The sequence below is a fragment of the Yersinia frederiksenii ATCC 33641 genome (assembly GCF_000754805.1).
GTDB classification, from domain to species: Bacteria; Pseudomonadota; Gammaproteobacteria; order Enterobacterales; family Enterobacteriaceae; genus Yersinia; species Yersinia frederiksenii.
On record NZ_KN150731.1, the window covers coordinates 4191948 to 4210428 of the forward strand.

Consider the following 18481-nt stretch of genomic DNA (forward strand, 5'->3'; position numbering starts at 1 on the left):
CTGCCAGTAGGGGAGATTAAGGTCAGGCCTTAACCTGCACTTTCATGCCTTGAAACTCAACAATTTGGTCAGCCACGATTTTGCAGCGCTTGCGCGTTTCTACATTACCGTCGACTTTAACCTGCCCATCAGCGATGGCGGCTTTTGCTGAGGCACCGCTGTCGTTCCAACCTTGTAACTTTAATAAGTCACACAGTTCGACATGCGGGTGTTTTTCCAAATGAAAAATGTCCATTACTGTCCTTTCTATCAGTTTTCGTTGATGTCGTGATATTCCTCGCAGGCTTGCAAGGTATTTTGTATCAGTGTTGCGACGGTCATCGGCCCGACCCCACCGGGAACCGGTGTAATCCAACCCGCGCGTTCAACAGCGACATCAAATTCTACATCACCAACTACTTTACCACTTTCCAAGCGGTTAATGCCCACATCAATCACGATAGCGCCCGGTTTAATCCACTCGCCGGGAATAAAACCGGGTTTACCTACTGCAACCACGAGCAAATCAGCATTTTCGACATGTTGGCGCAGATTCTTGGTGAAACGGTGCGTTACCGTAGTGGTACACCCGGCTAGCAGCAGTTCAAGGCTCATCGGGCGGCCAACAATATTGGATGCACCGACGACGACAGCATTTAGGCCATAAGTGGGGATTTCATAGCGCTCCAGCAGTGTAACAATGCCGCGTGGGGTGCAAGGGCGTAGTTTGGGCGCACGTTGGCACAGACGGCCTACGTTATAGGGATGGAAGCCGTCTACATCTTTATCTGGATGAATACGTTCCAAGACTTTGACATTATCAATACCCGCAGGTAGCGGCAGTTGCACCAGAATTCCATCGATTTCACTATCATCATTCAGTGAATCAATTAAAGCTAACAGCTCAGCTTCAGTGGTGGTCATTGGCAGGTCATAAGAACGGGAAACAAAACCGACCTCTTCACAAGCCTTACGCTTACTGGCGACATAAATTTGTGACGCCGGATTCTCACCTACCAATACAACAGCAAGCCCGGGAGCACGTTTACCCGCAGCTAAACGTTTCTGTACCAACGCAGCAACTTCGTTTCTTACCTGCTGCGCAATCGTTTTACCATCAATAATTTTTGCTGACATCAGTGGAAGGGTCCATCAATTAAAAAAGCGGGAATCCGCCTATTTTGTCAGAAGCGGGGCGTGCTGTCAGGCGTATAATAACGATTAATTAACGATTAAATAGCCAGATGATAAACCATAAGGCGAAAACCCATTGACTCGAAAGCGACTGCCCGTATAATCCAACCCGCAACTGACTACCGGCAGTTTCTATGCTGCGGTAAATATCAAATGCGCCCTTAGCTCAGTTGGATAGAGCAACGGCCTTCTAAGCCGTAGGTCACAGGTTCGAGCCCTGTAGGGCGTACCATTTTGAAGTCAACACACCTCTACTGAATTCGCTTTTTATCCTTTATACTCCCTGAAATTACTGAATTTTTCTGTCACGAGCTCTACCGAAGTCAACTCAGTTATACCCAAATCAAGTGGTATCTGGGGGCCTTTGAGGGGGCTCATCTCGTTCAATGGAAATTAGGGGCCCCTTTATGCCACTAAATGCACGACAGATTGATACTGCAAAACCCAAAGAAAAAGAATACAAGCTCACTGATGGCGGTGGCCTGTATCTGTTAGTAAAGCCTAACGGTGCGAAGTACTGGCGTTTGAAGTATCGTTTTTTGGGTAAAGAAAAAAAGCTCTCTATTGGTGTTTATCCTGATATCTCTTTGGCTGATGCTCGCTTGAAGCGAGAAGAAGCTCGTAAAGTGATCGCTTTAGGTGGAGATCCTGGAGAAGAAAAGAAAGCAGAAAAATTGGCTCAAAAGGCCAATGTCGAAAATACCTTCAAGGCTATCGCCCTGGAATGGCATGAGTACAAGCGGCCTAACTGGTCGAAAGGCTATGCCGAAGATCTGATGGAAGCATTCGAGAACGACATCTTTCCTGATATTGGTAAGCGTCCCATTGCTGAGATCAAACCACTCGAAGTGCTCAGTTCGCTGCGTAAACTTGAAAAGCGGGGTGTGCTCGATAAGCTGCGTAAAATCCGTCAGGCCTGCAATCAGGTATTCCGCTATGCCATCGTCACCGGCAGAGCTGAAACAAACCCTGCCTCTGAACTGGCAAGTGCTTTAACTGCACCTAGATCCACCCATTATCCCCATCTGTTAGCTGATGAACTCCCTGATTTCTTACAGGCTCTTGCCGCGTACTCTGGTAGCCCGATTACCCGACTGGCTACTCGTATTCTGATGTTGACCGGAGTTCGCACCGTCGAACTCCGCCAGGCTGAATGGAAAGAGTTTGATTTCGATAAACGTGTTTGGGAAGTTCCGGTCGAAAGGATGAAGATGCGTCGTCCGCACCTGGTCCCTCTGTCCGATCAAGTTGTGGCAGCACTGCGAGAGATCCAGGCAGTGACGGGCCGTTACAACCTGGTTTTCCCAGGCCGTAACGACATTACGAAGCCGATGAGTGAAGCGAGCATCAATCAGGTACTGAAAAGAATTGGGTATCATGGGAAGGCGACAGGGCACGGTTTCCGGCACACGATGAGTACTATCCTGCATGAACAGGGCTATAACACGGCATTGATCGAGTTACAGCTTGCGCATGTGGATAAGAACACCATTCGTGGGACATACAACCATGCGCAGTATCTGGAGCAGCGTAGGGAGATGTTGCAGTGGTATGGGGATTATGTGGATGGGCTAGAGAAACTGGGGGCTGGGGGCGTTGTTGAACTTCATAAGAAAGGGTGAATTTGTGGGGCCGATTTGATTCCGGCCTTCGCACCAACAGTATGTAAATAGACCTCAACTGAGGTCTTTTTTTATGTCTAAAATCCAGTCCCCGCAAGGCTTTGCCCCGCTTTTCAGTCAACCGACGTCAATCTGAGTTACCCCACATCAACATGCTTGTGAGTATAGAACCGAGTATATATGCTGGTTCGATAATGCTTATATACTCACGGCAGCATATGGAAGGAATACCGGCAGACCGCGAACCATTGGAAGGCGTTAAGCATTCTCACCGTGGATCTAAGATGCGTACTCCGCACTTGGTTCCTTTATCCCGGCAGGCCCTTGCAGTCCTTGAGAAAATAAAACGGCTAAATGGTAATCGAGATTTAATTTTCGTTGGCGATCATGACCCACGTAAACCGATGAGTGAAAACACGGTTAACAATGCACTCAGGGTTATGGGCTATGACACTAAGGTGGAAGTCTGTGGTCACGGTTTTAGAACCATGGCGTGTAGTTCGTTGATTGAGTCAGGGATGTGGTCGAAGGATGCAGTAGAACGGCAGATGAGCCATCAGGAACGTAACTCTGTGCGTGCGTCTTACATTCATAAGGCGGAGCACTTGGATGACGCGCTGGACGTTCTGGATGGGATTATCGCTGATATTGGCCGGGAGGCGAAAAAAATTGGGCAGAAAAAACGACTGCAGACACTGAAAGACCTTGATAAGTCAGCATTAGAACTGGCACATATCTGCTCGGTGCTCCTGGATGAAAATATTGACAGTGAGTTGATCCGCTCGACAATATTCGGGAAATTTCCTCCGGCCAGGCTGGCCGATACCATCGCATTTATAAACACCATCGCCCGACCTTCTGACACCAGTTTTCACGATGAAATGGTGGAACAGTATGGGAGAGTCCGCCGCTTTCTTCCCTGTTTGCTGGAGAATATTGAATTCAGCGCCGCTCCGGCAGGTGAAACCACGCTGGAGGCTATACGCTACCTTGCGGCGATCCGGTCAACCCGGAGGCAGCATATTGATGATGCGCCAATGGCGATAATTACCGGCCCCTGGAAACGACTCTGCTATGGCAAAGACGGCCATTTATCCCGACAGGACTATACCCTTTGTGTTATGAATAAGTTACAGGACAGTCTGCGACGTCGGGATATTTACGTCGCACGGAGCGAGCGCTGGGGAGATCCGCGGGCTAAACTTCTCCAGGGGCAGGACTGGCACACCAACAGAGTGCAGGTATATCGCTCCCTTGGGCATCCCCTCAACGCCGGAGAGGCCGTCAATGCACTGACCCGGCAGCTTGACACTGTGTACCGACAGGTCGCTAAAAATTTTGCAGATAATCAGGCTGTTTCACTGGATTTCACCGGTAAACGCACGAAGCTGACCATTGCTCATCTGAACGGACTGGATGAGCCGCCGACGCTGAAGTTACTCTCGAAACGTATATCTGACCTGCTGCCAATTGTCGATCTGACAGAACTTCTTCTTGAGATTAACGCGCATACAGGATTTGCAGATGAATTTACCCATGCAAGCGAGGCGGGCGCGCGTATGGATGACCTGACCGTCAGTATCTGCGCGGTATTGCTGGCTGAAGCCTGTAATATTGGCATGGAGCCCTTTATTCGACCCAATATTCCGGCGCTGACCCGTTATCGTCTGAGCTGGACCAAACAAAATTATCTCAGGGCAGAAACGCTGGTAAAAGCAAACGCCAGACTGGTTGATTACCAGTCTACTCTGCCTCTGGCTCAGAAATGGGGCGGTGGTGAGGTGGCCTCTGCGGATGGCATGCGGTTTATTGCCCCGGTACGAACGGTACATGCAGGCCCCAACCGAAAATATTTTGGCTCCAGTCGCGGGATCACCTGGTACAACTTCATTTCAGATCAGTACTCCGGATTTCATGGCGTTGTCGTTCCAGGCACGCTAAGGGATTCCATTTTCGTGCTGGAAGGGCTACTGGAGCAGCAAACCGGACTAAACCCGACTGAGATAATGACAGATACAGCCGGTTCCAGTGATCTGATCTTTGGCCTTTTCTGGCTGCTGGGCTATCAGTTTTCACCCCGCCTGGCCGATGCCGGGGCTTCTGTATTCTGGCGAGTGGATAAAGATGCAGATTATGGCGTACTGAATGACATCGCCCGCAATGCTGCCAATGCCCGAAAGATAGAGCAACACTGGGATGACATGATGCGCTTGGCGGGTTCTCTGACGCTGGGGACAATCCGGGCGTCAGTTTTAATTCGTTCATTGTTGAGCAGCGATCGCCCTTCAGGGTTAACACAGGCCATTATCGAAGCTGGGAAAATTAATAAAACACTGTATCTGCTAAATTATATTGATGATGAGGATTACCGACGTCGCATTCTGACCCAACTCAACCGGGGAGAAAGCAGACATGCTGTCGCTAGAGCAATTTGTCACGGGCAGAAAGGCGAGATCAGAAAACGCTATCAGGATGGGCAAGAGGAGCAACTGGGTGCATTGGGGCTGGTGACCAATGCCGTCGTGCTCTGGAATACCATTTATATGCAGGCCGCCCTGGCACATTTGCATGATGAGGGCGAAGTCATGAATGAAGAAGATGAAGCCCGGCTTTCGCCACTGCGGCATGCACATATCAATATGCTGGGGCACTATACATTTACGCTTGCAGAACAGGTAACAAAGGGCCAGCTCAGACCTCTTAAGCAGGCGGACGAGGCGGATGATTGGCCTTTATGACGATCTAGTTATCAAGGCAATAAAGTGCTTGGCTGGTTAAAAAACATACTTAGCGTACGTTTTCGTACGGTTGGGCTTCAGACCCCTACGAAAGAAGCGCAGCGCGGCTACACCATCCCGTTTAGCGGTCAGCAGAAAGTCGATGGTCTGGCCTGCAGTATCGACCGCACGGTACAGATATTTCCAGTGGCCTTTGACTTTGATGTAGGTTTCATCCAGATGCCAGGGGCGCAGGTCGGTAGGATGGCGCCAATACCAGCGCAGGCGCTTTTCCATTTCAGGGGCATAACGCTGGACCCAACGATAAATCGTGGTGTGGTCAACATTAACGCCTCGTTCAGCCAGCATTTCTTGGAGTTCGCGGTAGCTAATCCCGTATTTGCAGTACCAGCGAACAGCCCAAAGAATGATGTCGCCCTGAAAATGCCGGCCACGGAAAGGGTTCATGTGCTGCCCCTTCTGCAAAAAAGAGAGCTAATTTTATCACCACTGGCTATTTGCAGCAGTGCCCCCAATTTTATGCTCTCCTTATCCGACATAAGAACCCCGGCCAGTTGAACGGGGTTTTGTTACTTTGATTTAAGAGTATCTGTATACGGATTTTTAGTGAGGATATCATCAATTTCATGCTGAGCCTTTAATCTCCATTCATCACTAATACCCCCCATAAGATCAAGTGCTTTATTAAATGCAATTCGCCGCCCATCTCTGTTTTCAACACGATTTTCCAGTTCATATTGAAAGGCAAATTTATAAATAAAGTCAGACATAATCCAATAAAACAGCTCATCTTTTGAGCTCGTTGTTTTTCTAAAAAACTCCACCCCTCTCTCTGCATATATATAATTGTACAACCCACCATCATAGGAAATATGTGGCCTACCATCACCAGGTGATGATGAGAAAATGTGCAAATCACTTTCAGGAATCCCCACAGACTTCCCTAAGTCGTTGACTTTTTTTTGTATCTCAGAAAAAGAGAGCAGCATATTACTTTATCTCCCGTAGATATCCATTTTTCACCAGCCAGTCAACATTCACTCGGTCTTGCATATTAGGTAATATTTGGACACCTCCACCTGGCTGACCAAAAGCAGGAGCAATTTCTCCTTGTATAGCAGGCAAGGGCTTTATTACCTCATACTCATAATATTTTTCAGCTTTAGCACCCGGCGCAAGGGCACGTTGTTCGTAAGGTGTCCCTTTCGGTGCAAGGAAAGAACCATTGGGCTCTCCATATCTATCCAAACGAGTACCTACTGGGATTGTAGTTTTGACAGGATCACCTTCAAATCCCAAGTTCTTAGGCCAATCCCATCCCCCATTAGCATTCTTGAATTGGTCATAATAAGAATACCCGCCTGCCTCAAAATCGGTAACAGCACTTGAACTGTTAGGGTTACCAGATGGTGTTTTAAGGTTTGGTGAGTCAATTTTGCCAACCACTTTCGCTGCAATTTTCTCTGTGAGTACTGTACCCACTTTTGCAACACCAACGCCACCTGCAACAGCACCAATCAGATCAGACACAAGTTTACCGGCTTCAACTCCAGCATTATACGCACCACTTGCGCCAGCTTTCTGATACTCCGACTCCATCAGGTTGATGCGATCAATGTAGCTTTGCTTAACCGCATCTGACATGGTGTTAAAAATATCATCGCTCGCTATCAGTTGCTTGATTGCATCATAAGCCGCAGCAGGGTCACTGATGGATTTCGATAAACTCTCGACTGAGTCGTAAAGCCCTTGAGGAACACCAACCAGCATGCCTGCACTGTAAGCAGTATCTTGCCCTAGGCTAATAGCATCCCATTTGACACCCACTTGCAATTGGCAGGACACACTGCCTTTACAGGCATCGAACTCTTTATCTCTATCTGAACGCTGTTGATTGCTCAGATAGTTATTCTCCACCGCATTCTTCCCTGCCTGCGCACCCGCAACCGTATCAGCGGTGCTGTCACCGGTCAAGCCACCCGCCAGCCCTGCTGCCAGTGTTGCCAGTGCACTGACCGTCTGTTTCTGGTCTTCCGAGAGAGTGTTCTTGTCCCAGCCCATTGCCGCGATGATAATCGGTGCCATCAGTTCTGCCGTCGCCGCACCTGCGGCACCCGCCAGCGCATTGTTACCACTGGCATACGCCGTCACCGCACCCAATACCGCGTGCGCCATGGCGTTGGCTGCCTGATTATCACCTGTACCGGCCTTTATCACTTCTGCCAGATACGGTGCCGAGGCGCCGGTCAGTGCCTGTGCCATATTGCCACCCGCCAGTCCCTGTATTGCCGCAGTGGCCGCCTGCATCGCACGCTGTACCGAGCCGCCTGTTCCCAGACCTGACTCGTTAAACGCCTGATTGTAAGCAGTTTGGTATATCTGGTTATTGATATCTTCAGCGGTAGCTACTTTGCCCGGATTGGCTTTTTCCCACTGTTCTTTGGCTGCCGTAATATCTTCAGGCCGGACATCCTTCATCTTCTCGTTAGCCGCATTGGTCGCAATAATCTTGCCCTGCGTGCGCGCAATATCCATCGCCTGACCGCCAATCTCACCAATCAGTTGCGCTTCTTTTAGCCGGTTTTGCTCTTTCTCTTTATCAAAGATAGGGTTGATGCTGCCGTTGGCATTCTCGGTGTCGCGGCTCAGGTCTTCAACATTCTGCTGCTGTTTGTCCTGGTCTCGGAGGGTGATGGTACCATCCGCGATGGCCGCCTGAGTGGTGCCCTCGGCATGTCCATCATTACTCAGACCCGACAGCACCACGCCACCCAAATTACTCAGCAGGTCAGACCCGACCGGGCCACCGGTGCTCAGGCTGCCGCCCTGATGTTCCGCTTTGAAGTCAGCCTTGTTCTCGATATCACTGAAACCCAGAGTGCCGGTATCCAGACTGTTTTTGCTCTTGTCGGCGGTGCTGGCAATCACGGCACCATCTAACTGGGTATGTTCACCGACCGTGATATCAAAGCCACCTTTGCCTGCAAAGATACCGGTCTGCTCCTGCACTGAATCATAATTGCTGTGCAGCTTGTCCTGACTCATGCTCAGGTTGGCAGAGCCGCCGCCGCCGACCACTGCCACGCTGACACCACCGCTGGTACTGGTCTGCTTCGAATCATAATTGTCGCTGTCCTGCTGACTTTGCAGCAGCAGGTCGCGGCCCACATCAACCTTCACCGTTTCGCCACTCGCCTGAGCGCCCACTAATGAGGTATCACGGCCGCTGCTGAGCGACAGTGTGCCGCCCGTGTCAATCTGTGTTTCCGTCCAGGTCGTACCGTTACCGTGCTCATTGCCTTGTCCTTTGTTGGCATTGGCAAAGATACTCAGGCCACCGCCAGCGCTACCGAACCCCAGGCTGACACCCACACTGCCGCCACTGCTGCTGTTACTGCCGTCGGTTTTTTGCGTGTTGGCGGCACCGAGCAGCAGTAAATCACGCGCCGCATCCAGGGTAGTATCGCCACCGGCCTTGAGCTGGCTGCCTTGCACCACGATATCGCCGCTGTTCGCGGGGTTCCCATCACCGGTCGCATTGATAGTTAGATTGTTACCTGCCGTCAGGGTCGAACCGGTCACGCTGGTCTGTTCCTGATGCTGTTGTGAGGCCGATTTTTGTGAGCCTAATGAGGCGCTGATGCCGAACATGCTGGCGGTATCGCCCCCCTGCGCTTGCACCAGTTGCCCAGCCTGTACCGCCTGAGCACCACTGAGCGCAGCCTTCACGCCTTGCAATGCGGACAGCCGGCCATTGCTTTCTTCGCTGGCGGCTTTGGCGGTGGTGACGGCAGTATTCAGGGCGCTGCCCACCGTGCCGGACAGGGCCAGTGTCAGGCCACTCGATTTTTGCTCGACGGTATGGGTCTGGCTGCTCTGGTTTTCGGCCGCCAGAATACTGACGTTTTTCCCGGTCAGATTGATGTCTTTACCGGCTAACACCTCGGAGCCTTTCACCGTCAGGTTTTCACCGGCGGTCATGTTGACATTGCCCAGTAGGCTGCCGACGGTGCTGCCCACATTGGAAATCGATTGACCGGTATCGGTCATTTTGGTGCTGTTGCTGCCCACCGTGACCCCAATACCGCCGGTGCTCATCAGGCCGGACTTTTTCTGCTCATACAGGTGAGATTCGCTTTCGCTCTGCTGCGCGGTGCCGATAATTATGTTCTCTTGCGCACGCAGGTTAATATCGTTATCAGCCACCACATTACTGCCGATGACCGCGATATTTTTACCACTGATATCCATAGAGCCGGCTGACAGCACCGAGCCGACCGCCAACGTCTGGCTAATACTGTCTTCGGTACGGGTGGTGGTGCTGGAGGCCAGTCCTTTTTTCGTGCCGGTATGATTGCGCTGCTCGTCATGCTGCTCAGTTTGGGTGGTGAGGGTGATATCGCCGCCCGCAGCCAGCTTTAGCGCACCGTCGGTTTGTACCGCACTGGCACTGAGTTTGATGTCTTTTGCTGCCTGTAAATGGATATCGCCGGTGGCATTCAACTGGCTGCCACGCAGGGTTTCATCATAGAGATTCACTGAGCTGGTGTGGCGATTGCTGGAGGATTCCCCCGTGACATGCAGACTGTCGGTGGCGGCACTGAGGTTAATATTCTGCGCCTGTATATCAATGGTGTTGGCATTAATATTAGCGCCTACGGCAGTTAAATTGTCGACGTTAGCGGTCAGCGCACCGCCAACATTCACTTCGCTACCCAGATGGCGGATATGTTCACTGGTCGAGCTGCTACGGCCAGAATTCGCCGTTATCTGGTCGCGGGTCTCCACTGTATTGAGTAGCCAGTCGCCGCCAGTATTGACCTGCAAATCCTGGCCGACATTGAGGCCAGCGCCTTGCATGATAAAGTCACGTTCAGTATTGATAACCGCGTTGTTACTGACATTGATACTCGCCAGCGGCCCCAGCACGGTTTGGTTGCGCTGGACAGCCCCATTATCGCTGCTGAGTTGCTCACTGCCGGTACGCAGTATCACATCGCGGCCGCTATCAAGTTGCAGGTTAGTGGCATTTAACCGCGCGCTGGTCAGGTCAATATCGCTGTTCAACGTACTGAGCAGCATATTATTGCCAGCCTCAAGTAAGCCGCCACGGTTATTCAGGTTGATGTCCTGTGCCATGCTGATGCTCAGGTCATTGCCGGCTTTCATCGCGCCCTGATTGGTGAAACCCTGAACCTCGGTTAAGGTGATATTCTCGGCGGCAATTAATGCGCCGTTGGCCTGTAAATCGCCCGGCTTGACCCCCGCCAGATAGACCACCGGCACCAGCACAGTTTGCCCGGCCACTTCACGGCTTTCCATCAGCACTATATTGGTGGTTAATGCCGCCATCTGTTCTGCACTAAGATGGGTACCCAGGGCAATATTGAAGGCTTTGCTGTACTCCAGGCCCGCCGCAAAGAGTGCTTCGAACTGTTCCTGCGCACTGCGGTAATCACTGGCCACAGCCTGGCCGGTCAACGCCAGCACCTGGTCGCGTACTAAACGCTGTTCATAGGCGTTATCTCCCAACCGTTTGAATATCACATTCGGGTCATTATTCAATTGCTGGAGCACGTAGTCGGAACCGCGCCAGTTATTTAGGTTGGCAAAGGCCGGATTCGTTTCTATCAGATACTGGCTGTTGACGGTGTAGTCAGTACTGAACTGATACAGCCCGCCATTAGGCGGTGTCAGAGAAATACCATTAAACTCGATGGCCAGATCTTTTCCGCTATTGTTACTACCCAGGGGAGGCGCAATAGCGCCGGGATTAGCCCCATTGTTGATCGTGGTGCCGCTGCCGCTGAGGGTTTGTGCAGTAATACTGGAGGCATATTGGTTGGTCGCGCGCTCACTGACTTCTGGCCCCCAATTATCACTCCACAAACCGCCTTTATAGTTACGGTAATTCCATGTGCCACTGGAGGTGGTGCGTTCGATCAGGCGTTGTGCACTGCCCCAGCCATCCTGTTGCAGGGTGACGCCGGTGAGATTAATCTCGCCCTGTGCACTGATTTTACTCCAGAAGTTTTCCAGCGTGCCCACCTGCGGGGTCAGGTTCCCCCCCGCTAACAGTTGTGCCTCCGGGCTGATGTTATCAATGCTGTTATAGGCGACAGTCGAGGTATAATCGGTACCAATATAATCGCTATTATTTGCCCCGCCATGTTCGGGTTCTTTGTAGCGCCCCCCCGGAATATCGGGATTTTCTGCTGTCCAGTAAGCCGAACCGGTCACGGTGTCGGCCACCACAAAGTCGCTATTGGCGGTGAGAATATGGCGGCTATTGGTCAGCGTATTGGCGTAAATCAACATATCTTTGCCGGACTCAATCAAGCCGGAAATATTGAGCACCTGAGCGGCTGTCAGATAATTACCGCTATTGTCCAGCGCGCCGGCGAGGATAACCTTGCCCATCCCTAAAATGGTGGTGGTCGCGGCGGTATCGGTGTGAGTGACGGTATCGCTGTTTTCAATCACCGGAGCCAGTAAGGCTAAAGTACCATTTTCATCCGTGGCACCGATCAGGGCGTTCGGGCCGGAGTTAGTGATGCGCTCGCGTGCTTTGAGTGTGGCCTGTGCACTAATAATGGTGCCCGTATTGAACAGGGTATTAACGTCGGTATTGAGCAGGCCGCTGGTCAAGATATCGCCGCTATTTATCAATGCGCCCACAGCTTTGAGATCGGCTTGCGTTGCAATAATCGTGCCGCTATTCAGTAAGCTGTTTGAGTCGGTGCTGAGTTTGCCACCCGCGAGCATTTGCCCGCTATTGGTCACATCGCCAGCGGTGGTCAAAGTGAAATCACGCCCAGCTTGAAGGGTAGAACCCGCCAGATGGTTGAAATCACTCTGCAAGTTGATCGTCAAATCTTCACTGGCCGTCACCTTGCCTGCATTGTTGTTCAGTTGGCTCAGTTTTAAATGGATGCTATTGGCTGCCAGTACGCCGCCCTGATTATTGAGGGTTTGCCCGGCATTGGCACTGGCATTGATGGTGAGAGTACCAAGGGCGAGTATATTGGCACGCTGCGTGCTGATATCTCCCTGAGTGGCAGTGATATTCATCTCACGAGCTTGGGTGTAACTGTCACTCAGATCAATCCGGCTGCCGGTTAATATCATGGTATCGGCGGCGAGGGTTTGTCCTTGGGCGATTAATTCCTGACGAGTATTGACCAGCAAATTACCGGATTCTGTCAGGCGGCCATCACTCTGTATGCCCGCGCCCAGCAGGCTGTTGCTGTTGCTGTTTACACCTTCGGCTTGTAGCGAGAGTGTGCCGGTAGACAGCAGAGTGCCATCACGGTTATCAATATAACCCGGCAGATTTAGGTTGAAATCTGTGGTTCCGGTTTGCGCAATCACGCCGCCCACATTAGAGAGGGTTTGCGCGTTAAAGGTTATTTTATCTGCAATCAAGCGGGCATTATTGGTATATAACACCGAAGTCGTTGATGCCGACAGGCTCTGGCTGGCAAGCACCTCAGCCCCGGTGAGATTGATGTCCCCGCTTTGTGCTGTGAGGGCCACATCACGGCTTTGCGTCTGACTACCGCTCAGATCGATACTGTGCGCATTGAAGCTCTGCGCCGTGCCGCTAATATTTTTCCCTTGGGCGATTAACTTGCCGCTGGCTTCTACTTTCAGTGTGCCACTGGTAATGCTGCTGTTGTCGGATTTTACGCCCGCACCTAACACAGCATTTCGGCTGCTATTAACCTCAGCCGCACGCAACGAAGTGTCACCCGCCGCCGCAATAGTGCCACTGTTAGTCAGTTTACCTGCGGTAGTGAGCTGGGTATTAGCACTGGCATAGAGCACCCCGGTATTCTCTATTTCAGCGCCGGTTTTCACCACTAAGTGCTGTGCGCTGTTGATTTGGCCACTGTTCATCAGCATGCCGTCGGCGGTTATGGTGATATCGCCTGCCGAAGCTCCTATCTCTCCAGCATTGCGTACGCCGACACCAGTTTCAGTACCGATCAAGCGGATTTTACCGGCATACATGCCGCCTAAATTGGCGACATCTACCGCGACGGTAGGACGTGGGCTGCCATCGCTGGCTTTGGCATTAATGCTCTGATGCGCGGCATCCACCTGATTACGTCCGGTGGTAACATTCAGTTCTTTGGCCCAAATACCGGCATTCACTTTGACGGAACGCGCGATCAGATCAGTATGGTCCTGACGGCTGCTGTCCAGGCCGTTGCCCTGAATAACAATTTCGCCTCGTTCTACATCGTAGCCCGTCAGTTGGCCATTAGTGAGTTGTGCCTGACCGGTGGTTAATGTCGCGCGGTTGGCGTTGATAAAACCGCAGCCCTCGCAGGTAATACCTGATGGGTTGGCAATCACCACCTGCGCTTTGCGCCCGGCCACCTCGATATAACCATTGAGTTTGCTTGGGTCGCGGCTGTTCACTTCGTTGAGGATAATACTGGCCTCACCGCGTGCCAGCCACGGGTTGCCATCCACCACGCCAGCAATCTGGGTTTGGTTGGGACCGTGGCCGTTATTGAGGATCACGCCGCGATTATCGACATCGAACTGGTTATAAACGTTACGTGAAACACCGCCGCTGCTCGGTGTTTGGATATTCACCTGTGGTGTGCCATTGGCGCTGTTGATAATGGTCGGTTGCTGATTAGTCGGCGCACTACCATCGGCGACAATATTGGCCTGAGCGGATAATGAGACACAGCCGAATGCCAATAACAGGCTGAAACTGAGAGGAGATAATGCACTAATACGACGGCTTTGAGTGTGCCCGACACCTGATGACGCAGAAGAGGCGGCCTGACCGGAAGCAGCAATATCAGCCACGACCATCAGCATGCCACGCGCCTTGTTAAACACGATACGGTACAGGTTCTTATTCATGGTTCATTCTCAAAGAGTCGTGATTAATCAGGCGCATTAGTATTGCCAGTTCAGGTTAAAGCCCACCGTCACCGAGTCGGTTTTAAAGCCATCGGGCTTAGACAGCGGTTTACCGGCAAACAAGTCATATTGGGTATGAAACACGCGGCCACGCACCCCGACGACACTGCCCGCCAGATGGTGGCCCAATAAGTAAGGGTCGCTACGGCCGCCGACTTCGCCGTAATCCACACCGACATACAGTTCATGCCCCGGCAGTGGGGTATACCAGCCCAGATCATTGCGCACCGTCCAGCCACGATCGGCATTAAGGGTGCGTTCGCCGTCAAACCCGCGCACTGACCAGCGCCCGCCGATACTGAACTGATCCTGCGGCGTCAGTGGGGTGTTAGTGCTTTGGCGCTGATATTGCAGGTTGTAATGGAAGTTTTGTTTTTGAATGGCAAAAGGAATATCCAATTGCGCATTCATGCGCAGAATTTTGCTTAACGCAGTGGCTTCGCCGAAATACTCTTCTTGTGCAGGAACCGCACCAAACCAGCGAGTGCCGCGTTGATAACTGATACCCGCGTCCAGAGTTGCTTGTGAAATAAAGTGCCGATGTTGTAACCCGACACGCCAGGCCGAGGTGCGGCGGCGCTGCACTTCCACTTCGGTATCATTGATGTAGTTTTTCGACGAGCGAGTCAGTACATCATAGGTCAAAGTGGTTTTCTGGCTGGCATTGCGGTGCAACAGGCGGCTAAGTTGCAACGAGACATTCTCACTTTCCCCACGATAGCTATAGTCGCCATTCAGACCCGCTACGGTCTGATGATAGTCATAACTGCTGGCGGTCAACCCGGCGGTCCAGTAGCCGAACGGCAGCGAGTAATGGCCAGTCAGGTTATTGGTGCCTTTATCACCGCGATTCTTCATTGAACCACCGGCAGAGACATAGAACTGGTCACTCAGGGAGAGGGGATTATCCAGAAATAGTGTCGCGCCAGCTTGATAGCGGCCGGTGCTGCGGGTGCCTGAGTCATCCAGTGAAGCCGCCAATCGCCACATTTTGCTCTGTTTCCAGCTCAGGGCGATATCGGTTTCACCGGGTTCAGTACCGGGGATCAACTCCATACTGGCCTGCACGGTGGGCAGACGCTGGAGATTTTCCAACCCTTGTTCAATATCACGTAAATCCAACAGGTTACCGGGGCGGGCAGGGAAGGCACTGAACAGTGTGACATGGCGGTCACTGTCTGGCGTGAGCTCAACACTGCGTATTTTGCCGGGCACAATTTGCAGCGCCAACGTGCCACTGTTCAAATCCTGTTGCGGGGCCAGCACACGGGTGGTGATATAGCCGTGGTCGACCAGACGATTTTGCAACTGGCTCATTAACAGATTGATGCCCTTGGCACCCAAACACTGGCCTTGCGCCTGATTGGCGATACGTTGTAGTGGCAACCAGCGCGGCAATGGCTCTGCGCCACTGATTTTTATGCGATCAATGGCAAAGCAGGGTTTTTCCGCCGGGAAAGAGAGGCGACCCAAAGAGGTTGAGGGTGCAGATAAACGTACATCCGGTATTGCAGGGGCCAGACGTTCTTCCAGGGCGCGTTGTCGTTCCTGTTGGTGAATACTTTGTTGGATAGGTGCTAATTCTGCGCCATAACTAGCATGTGGAATGGCGACCATGGGCAATAATACACCCGCGAGTAAACTCAAATAACAGGAACGCAGCACGATAAAACCCTTCCCCATTGATTGGGGGAAAATAAGTGTAAAATAAATTTCGCGCAGTATGCTTATAAAATCACCATTTACAACGTGTTTTTAAACTCGTAGAAATAAATGAGAAATGGCATCATTAATTGTAGGAAATATCATCAAGATAAATATTAAATCGTGGGAAAAATCTTATTTCTTTAGGTTGATTCTTGTTTTTTTAAAGATGATACGAGTGATGGAACGTAGAATTAAAAAGTAATGCCCCCAAAGAGAGGGCCAAAAAATTTAAAAACGAACACGGAATCCAATATTAGCCGTTATTGGTGTTTCAATTTTTGAACCATGGAGATAATCCACTTCAGCAAAAATAGTGGCATTACTGGCAACGGTGGCATCAACACCCACACCATATTTTCCGACATTACCGGAAAAGTTATTATCGAAGCCAATACCATTAATCGCTACTGCATTAGTTTTGATAAATTCACGGGCAATAGCCAGTTTAACATAAGGTTTGATCGCCATTTGATTCACAGTATAAGAGGCCGCCAATATTGAGCCTAACTCACCTTGAATGCTATCTGCTTTAGCCACGTCCGCAACCATACCGTTATTGAGGGCATAATTTGCACTACCAATACGTGAATAACTTACTTTGCCATAAGGCTCTAGTACAAGATTGGTATAAACAGGCAACTGATAACCACTTTCTAAAGAGGTGGTAAACGCATTCTGGCTGTATTCTGCACGGGCACCCTGAGCACTCAACTCATTATTAAAACGGTTAGCTTTGAGCACCGTATCAATATAAAGCCCGCTTTGATCCAGATAGGTCAGGTAGAAGCCGCCACTGTAACTGCGAATATCGCCATTTCCACCATTACTGCGAGTCGCTTTGACATCGGATGAACTGTAGCCGGTAAATGCGCCGAGCAACACATTACCCCGACTCAATCCGAGTTGTTTATCAGCCCCAATCTCCATGCCGCTTAAAGTATTTTTGAAAGAGACATTTTTATTATCAGACAACCGACTGTCATCAGTAAGATAGCGAGCCCAAACACCAACAGTGCCATCAGCATCCGTTTTTAATTCGCCCTGGCGTTGACGCAAGGTACTCAGTTCCGCATTCAGGATATGCCGCGGTGCTGCGGCCATATTCAGCACATTTTGTGCCGCGGAACTGAGCACTGGGGTTGTAGCGATTTTATTTGGTACTGTAACGGGGAGGTCTGCTGCGTTAGTCGCCAAATACCAGTCAGTGCTGCCATTAGTTTCTTGTTTGTATAGCCCATATTGATAAACGCCTAAATCCACTACACCGCCCGTATTGAGTAAACTGAATTGAGCATCGCCACTATTAACATGTACCAATGCCAGGCTGCTGGCGGATTGCGGCTCTTTACCACTGTCTTGAACAGTAATACCAAATTGACCGGTCGCCTGCTGCGAGACTGTAATAAAATCACCGGCATTGCTGGCAAGCTGGGTGGTCATGGCAAAATTACCCTGACCGGACAGATTCTCTATCTCCAGCCGGTTAAATTGCCCACCGGCAGAATAGGGCTGCAGGTTGATATGCCCCCCTTGCATTGTCACATTGTTGATTCGGGTCACCAGCACCGGCCCCAGGACTTCAGGAGGCGAAACCGGCACCACACTCGTGCCTACCCAGGAAGGGCCAAGGTCGACTAAGCCCGCTACAGTGAGGTTTTCAATGGTGACATTGGCAGGCAGGGCGGGATTGTGGGTGGTCACATCGCTGGTATAGGTATCATTATTGGAAATAAAAAGTTCTGCACCCGCGGCGATATTGAGATAGCCTTTCGACTGGCTATTGAGTCCCAGAGTCATATAGCCGCCATCATTAATCTGGCTATTTGTCACGATCCCCGCAGTTTTAACCCCAAGCAACCCGCCCTGATTAACAATAGTACCGATTGCAAAAGCATCGGTAACCTCGAACCAACCGCCATCATCCACAGTGGTATTATTGGCTGTGCCGGCACTGCTCCCGTTGGTGACAGCAATGTGGGATTTTGAAACAATACCATTATTGATGTGTCCGTGAACCCGGCCATTATTAATGACACCACCGTTACGCACAATTTGTCCGCCATTATCAACGACTTCATTGTTGACGGTTATCCCCTCTACAATCGGTGTAAAAGCCCAGACCTGAACAGGTAATGTGACGAAAGACAGGCTGATAATGCCGGCCAATAATGTTTTGTTCATAAAACCTCAAAAAGATTAAATGCGGTGAGATGATGGCATCTCACTGATTGTAAAAAGAGATAGACCATCCTTGAGACGGCTTGAAAGTCATGTTTATCAGCGGCGATATACATT

Annotated in this window: 7 protein-coding genes, 1 tRNA gene and 2 pseudogenes; 3 read left to right on the plus strand and 7 right to left on the minus strand. The window is 50.9% G+C overall.

The annotated features are described in order from the left end of the window. Positions 1-22 precede the first annotated feature (22 nt). Positions 23-235: a ribosome-associated protein YbcJ gene (gene ybcJ, locus DJ58_RS03390; RefSeq protein ID WP_004712715.1), complete on the minus strand. Its 213-nt coding sequence runs from the start codon at positions 233-235 to the stop codon at positions 23-25. Positions 236-249: 14 nt separating this feature from the next. After that, entirely contained in the window at positions 250-1116 is an 867-nt protein-coding gene (gene folD, locus DJ58_RS03385; RefSeq protein WP_004712716.1) for a bifunctional methylenetetrahydrofolate dehydrogenase/methenyltetrahydrofolate cyclohydrolase FolD, read from the minus strand. Between the two features lie 212 nt (positions 1117-1328). Between folD and DJ58_RS03380 the strand changes: the two genes are divergently transcribed. The 3 genes and pseudogenes from DJ58_RS03380 to DJ58_RS03370 form a co-directional block, all read left to right on the plus strand. Beyond that, a tRNA-Arg gene (locus tag DJ58_RS03380) sits at positions 1329-1405 on the plus strand. Between the two features lie 175 nt (positions 1406-1580). Next, a complete protein-coding gene (locus DJ58_RS03375; protein WP_004712717.1) occupies positions 1581-2795 on the plus strand; it encodes a tyrosine-type recombinase/integrase in 1215 nt (404 codons plus the stop codon). Positions 2796-3022: 227 nt separating this feature from the next. Next, positions 3023-5533: pseudogene (locus DJ58_RS03370) on the plus strand (Tn3 family transposase); the annotation flags it as partial. Positions 5534-5608: 75 nt separating this feature from the next. Here the strand turns inward: DJ58_RS03370 and DJ58_RS03365 are convergent. From DJ58_RS03365 to DJ58_RS03345, 5 genes and pseudogenes are all read right to left on the minus strand, one after another. Then, a pseudogene (locus DJ58_RS03365) lies at positions 5609-5980 on the minus strand (IS6 family transposase); the annotation flags it as partial. 122 nt (positions 5981-6102) lie between these two features. Continuing rightward, a complete protein-coding gene (locus tag DJ58_RS03360; RefSeq protein WP_032912265.1) occupies positions 6103-6522 on the minus strand; it encodes an Imm63 family immunity protein in 420 nt (139 codons plus the stop codon). A 1-nt stretch (position 6523) separates the two neighbouring features. Continuing rightward, entirely contained in the window at positions 6524-14419 is a 7896-nt protein-coding gene (locus tag DJ58_RS03355) for a two-partner secretion domain-containing protein (protein ID WP_080725787.1), read from the minus strand. 36 nt (positions 14420-14455) lie between these two features. Further along, positions 14456-16162 (minus strand): ShlB/FhaC/HecB family hemolysin secretion/activation protein, encoded by a 1707-nt coding sequence (locus tag DJ58_RS03350; protein WP_004712736.1) that lies wholly within the window; start codon positions 16160-16162, stop codon positions 14456-14458. 252 nt (positions 16163-16414) lie between these two features. Beyond that, positions 16415-18367 carry an autotransporter outer membrane beta-barrel domain-containing protein gene (locus tag DJ58_RS03345; RefSeq protein WP_032913271.1) on the minus strand — a complete coding sequence of 651 codons (1953 nt, stop codon included), beginning with the start codon at positions 18365-18367 and terminating at the stop codon, positions 16415-16417. Between the last annotated feature and the right edge of the window lie 114 nt (positions 18368-18481).

Bases quoted from the DNA above. Each gene is read 5' to 3' on its own strand.
- ybcJ (WP_004712715.1), bottom strand. From the start codon at position 235: ATGGACATTTTTCATTTGGAAAAACACCCGCATGTCGAACTGTGTGAC.
- folD (WP_004712716.1), bottom strand. From the start codon at position 1,116: ATGTCAGCAAAAATTATTGATGGTAAAACGATTGCGCAGCAGGTAAGA.
- DJ58_RS03375 (WP_004712717.1), top strand. From the start codon at position 1,581: ATGCCACTAAATGCACGACAGATTGATACTGCAAAACCCAAAGAAAAA.
- DJ58_RS03360 (WP_032912265.1), bottom strand. From the start codon at position 6,522: ATGCTGCTCTCTTTTTCTGAGATACAAAAAAAAGTCAACGACTTAGGG.
- DJ58_RS03355 (WP_080725787.1), bottom strand. From the start codon at position 14,419: ATGAATAAGAACCTGTACCGTATCGTGTTTAACAAGGCGCGTGGCATG.
- DJ58_RS03350 (WP_004712736.1), bottom strand. From the start codon at position 16,162: ATGGGGAAGGGTTTTATCGTGCTGCGTTCCTGTTATTTGAGTTTACTC.
- DJ58_RS03345 (WP_032913271.1), bottom strand. From the start codon at position 18,367: ATGAACAAAACATTATTGGCCGGCATTATCAGCCTGTCTTTCGTCACA.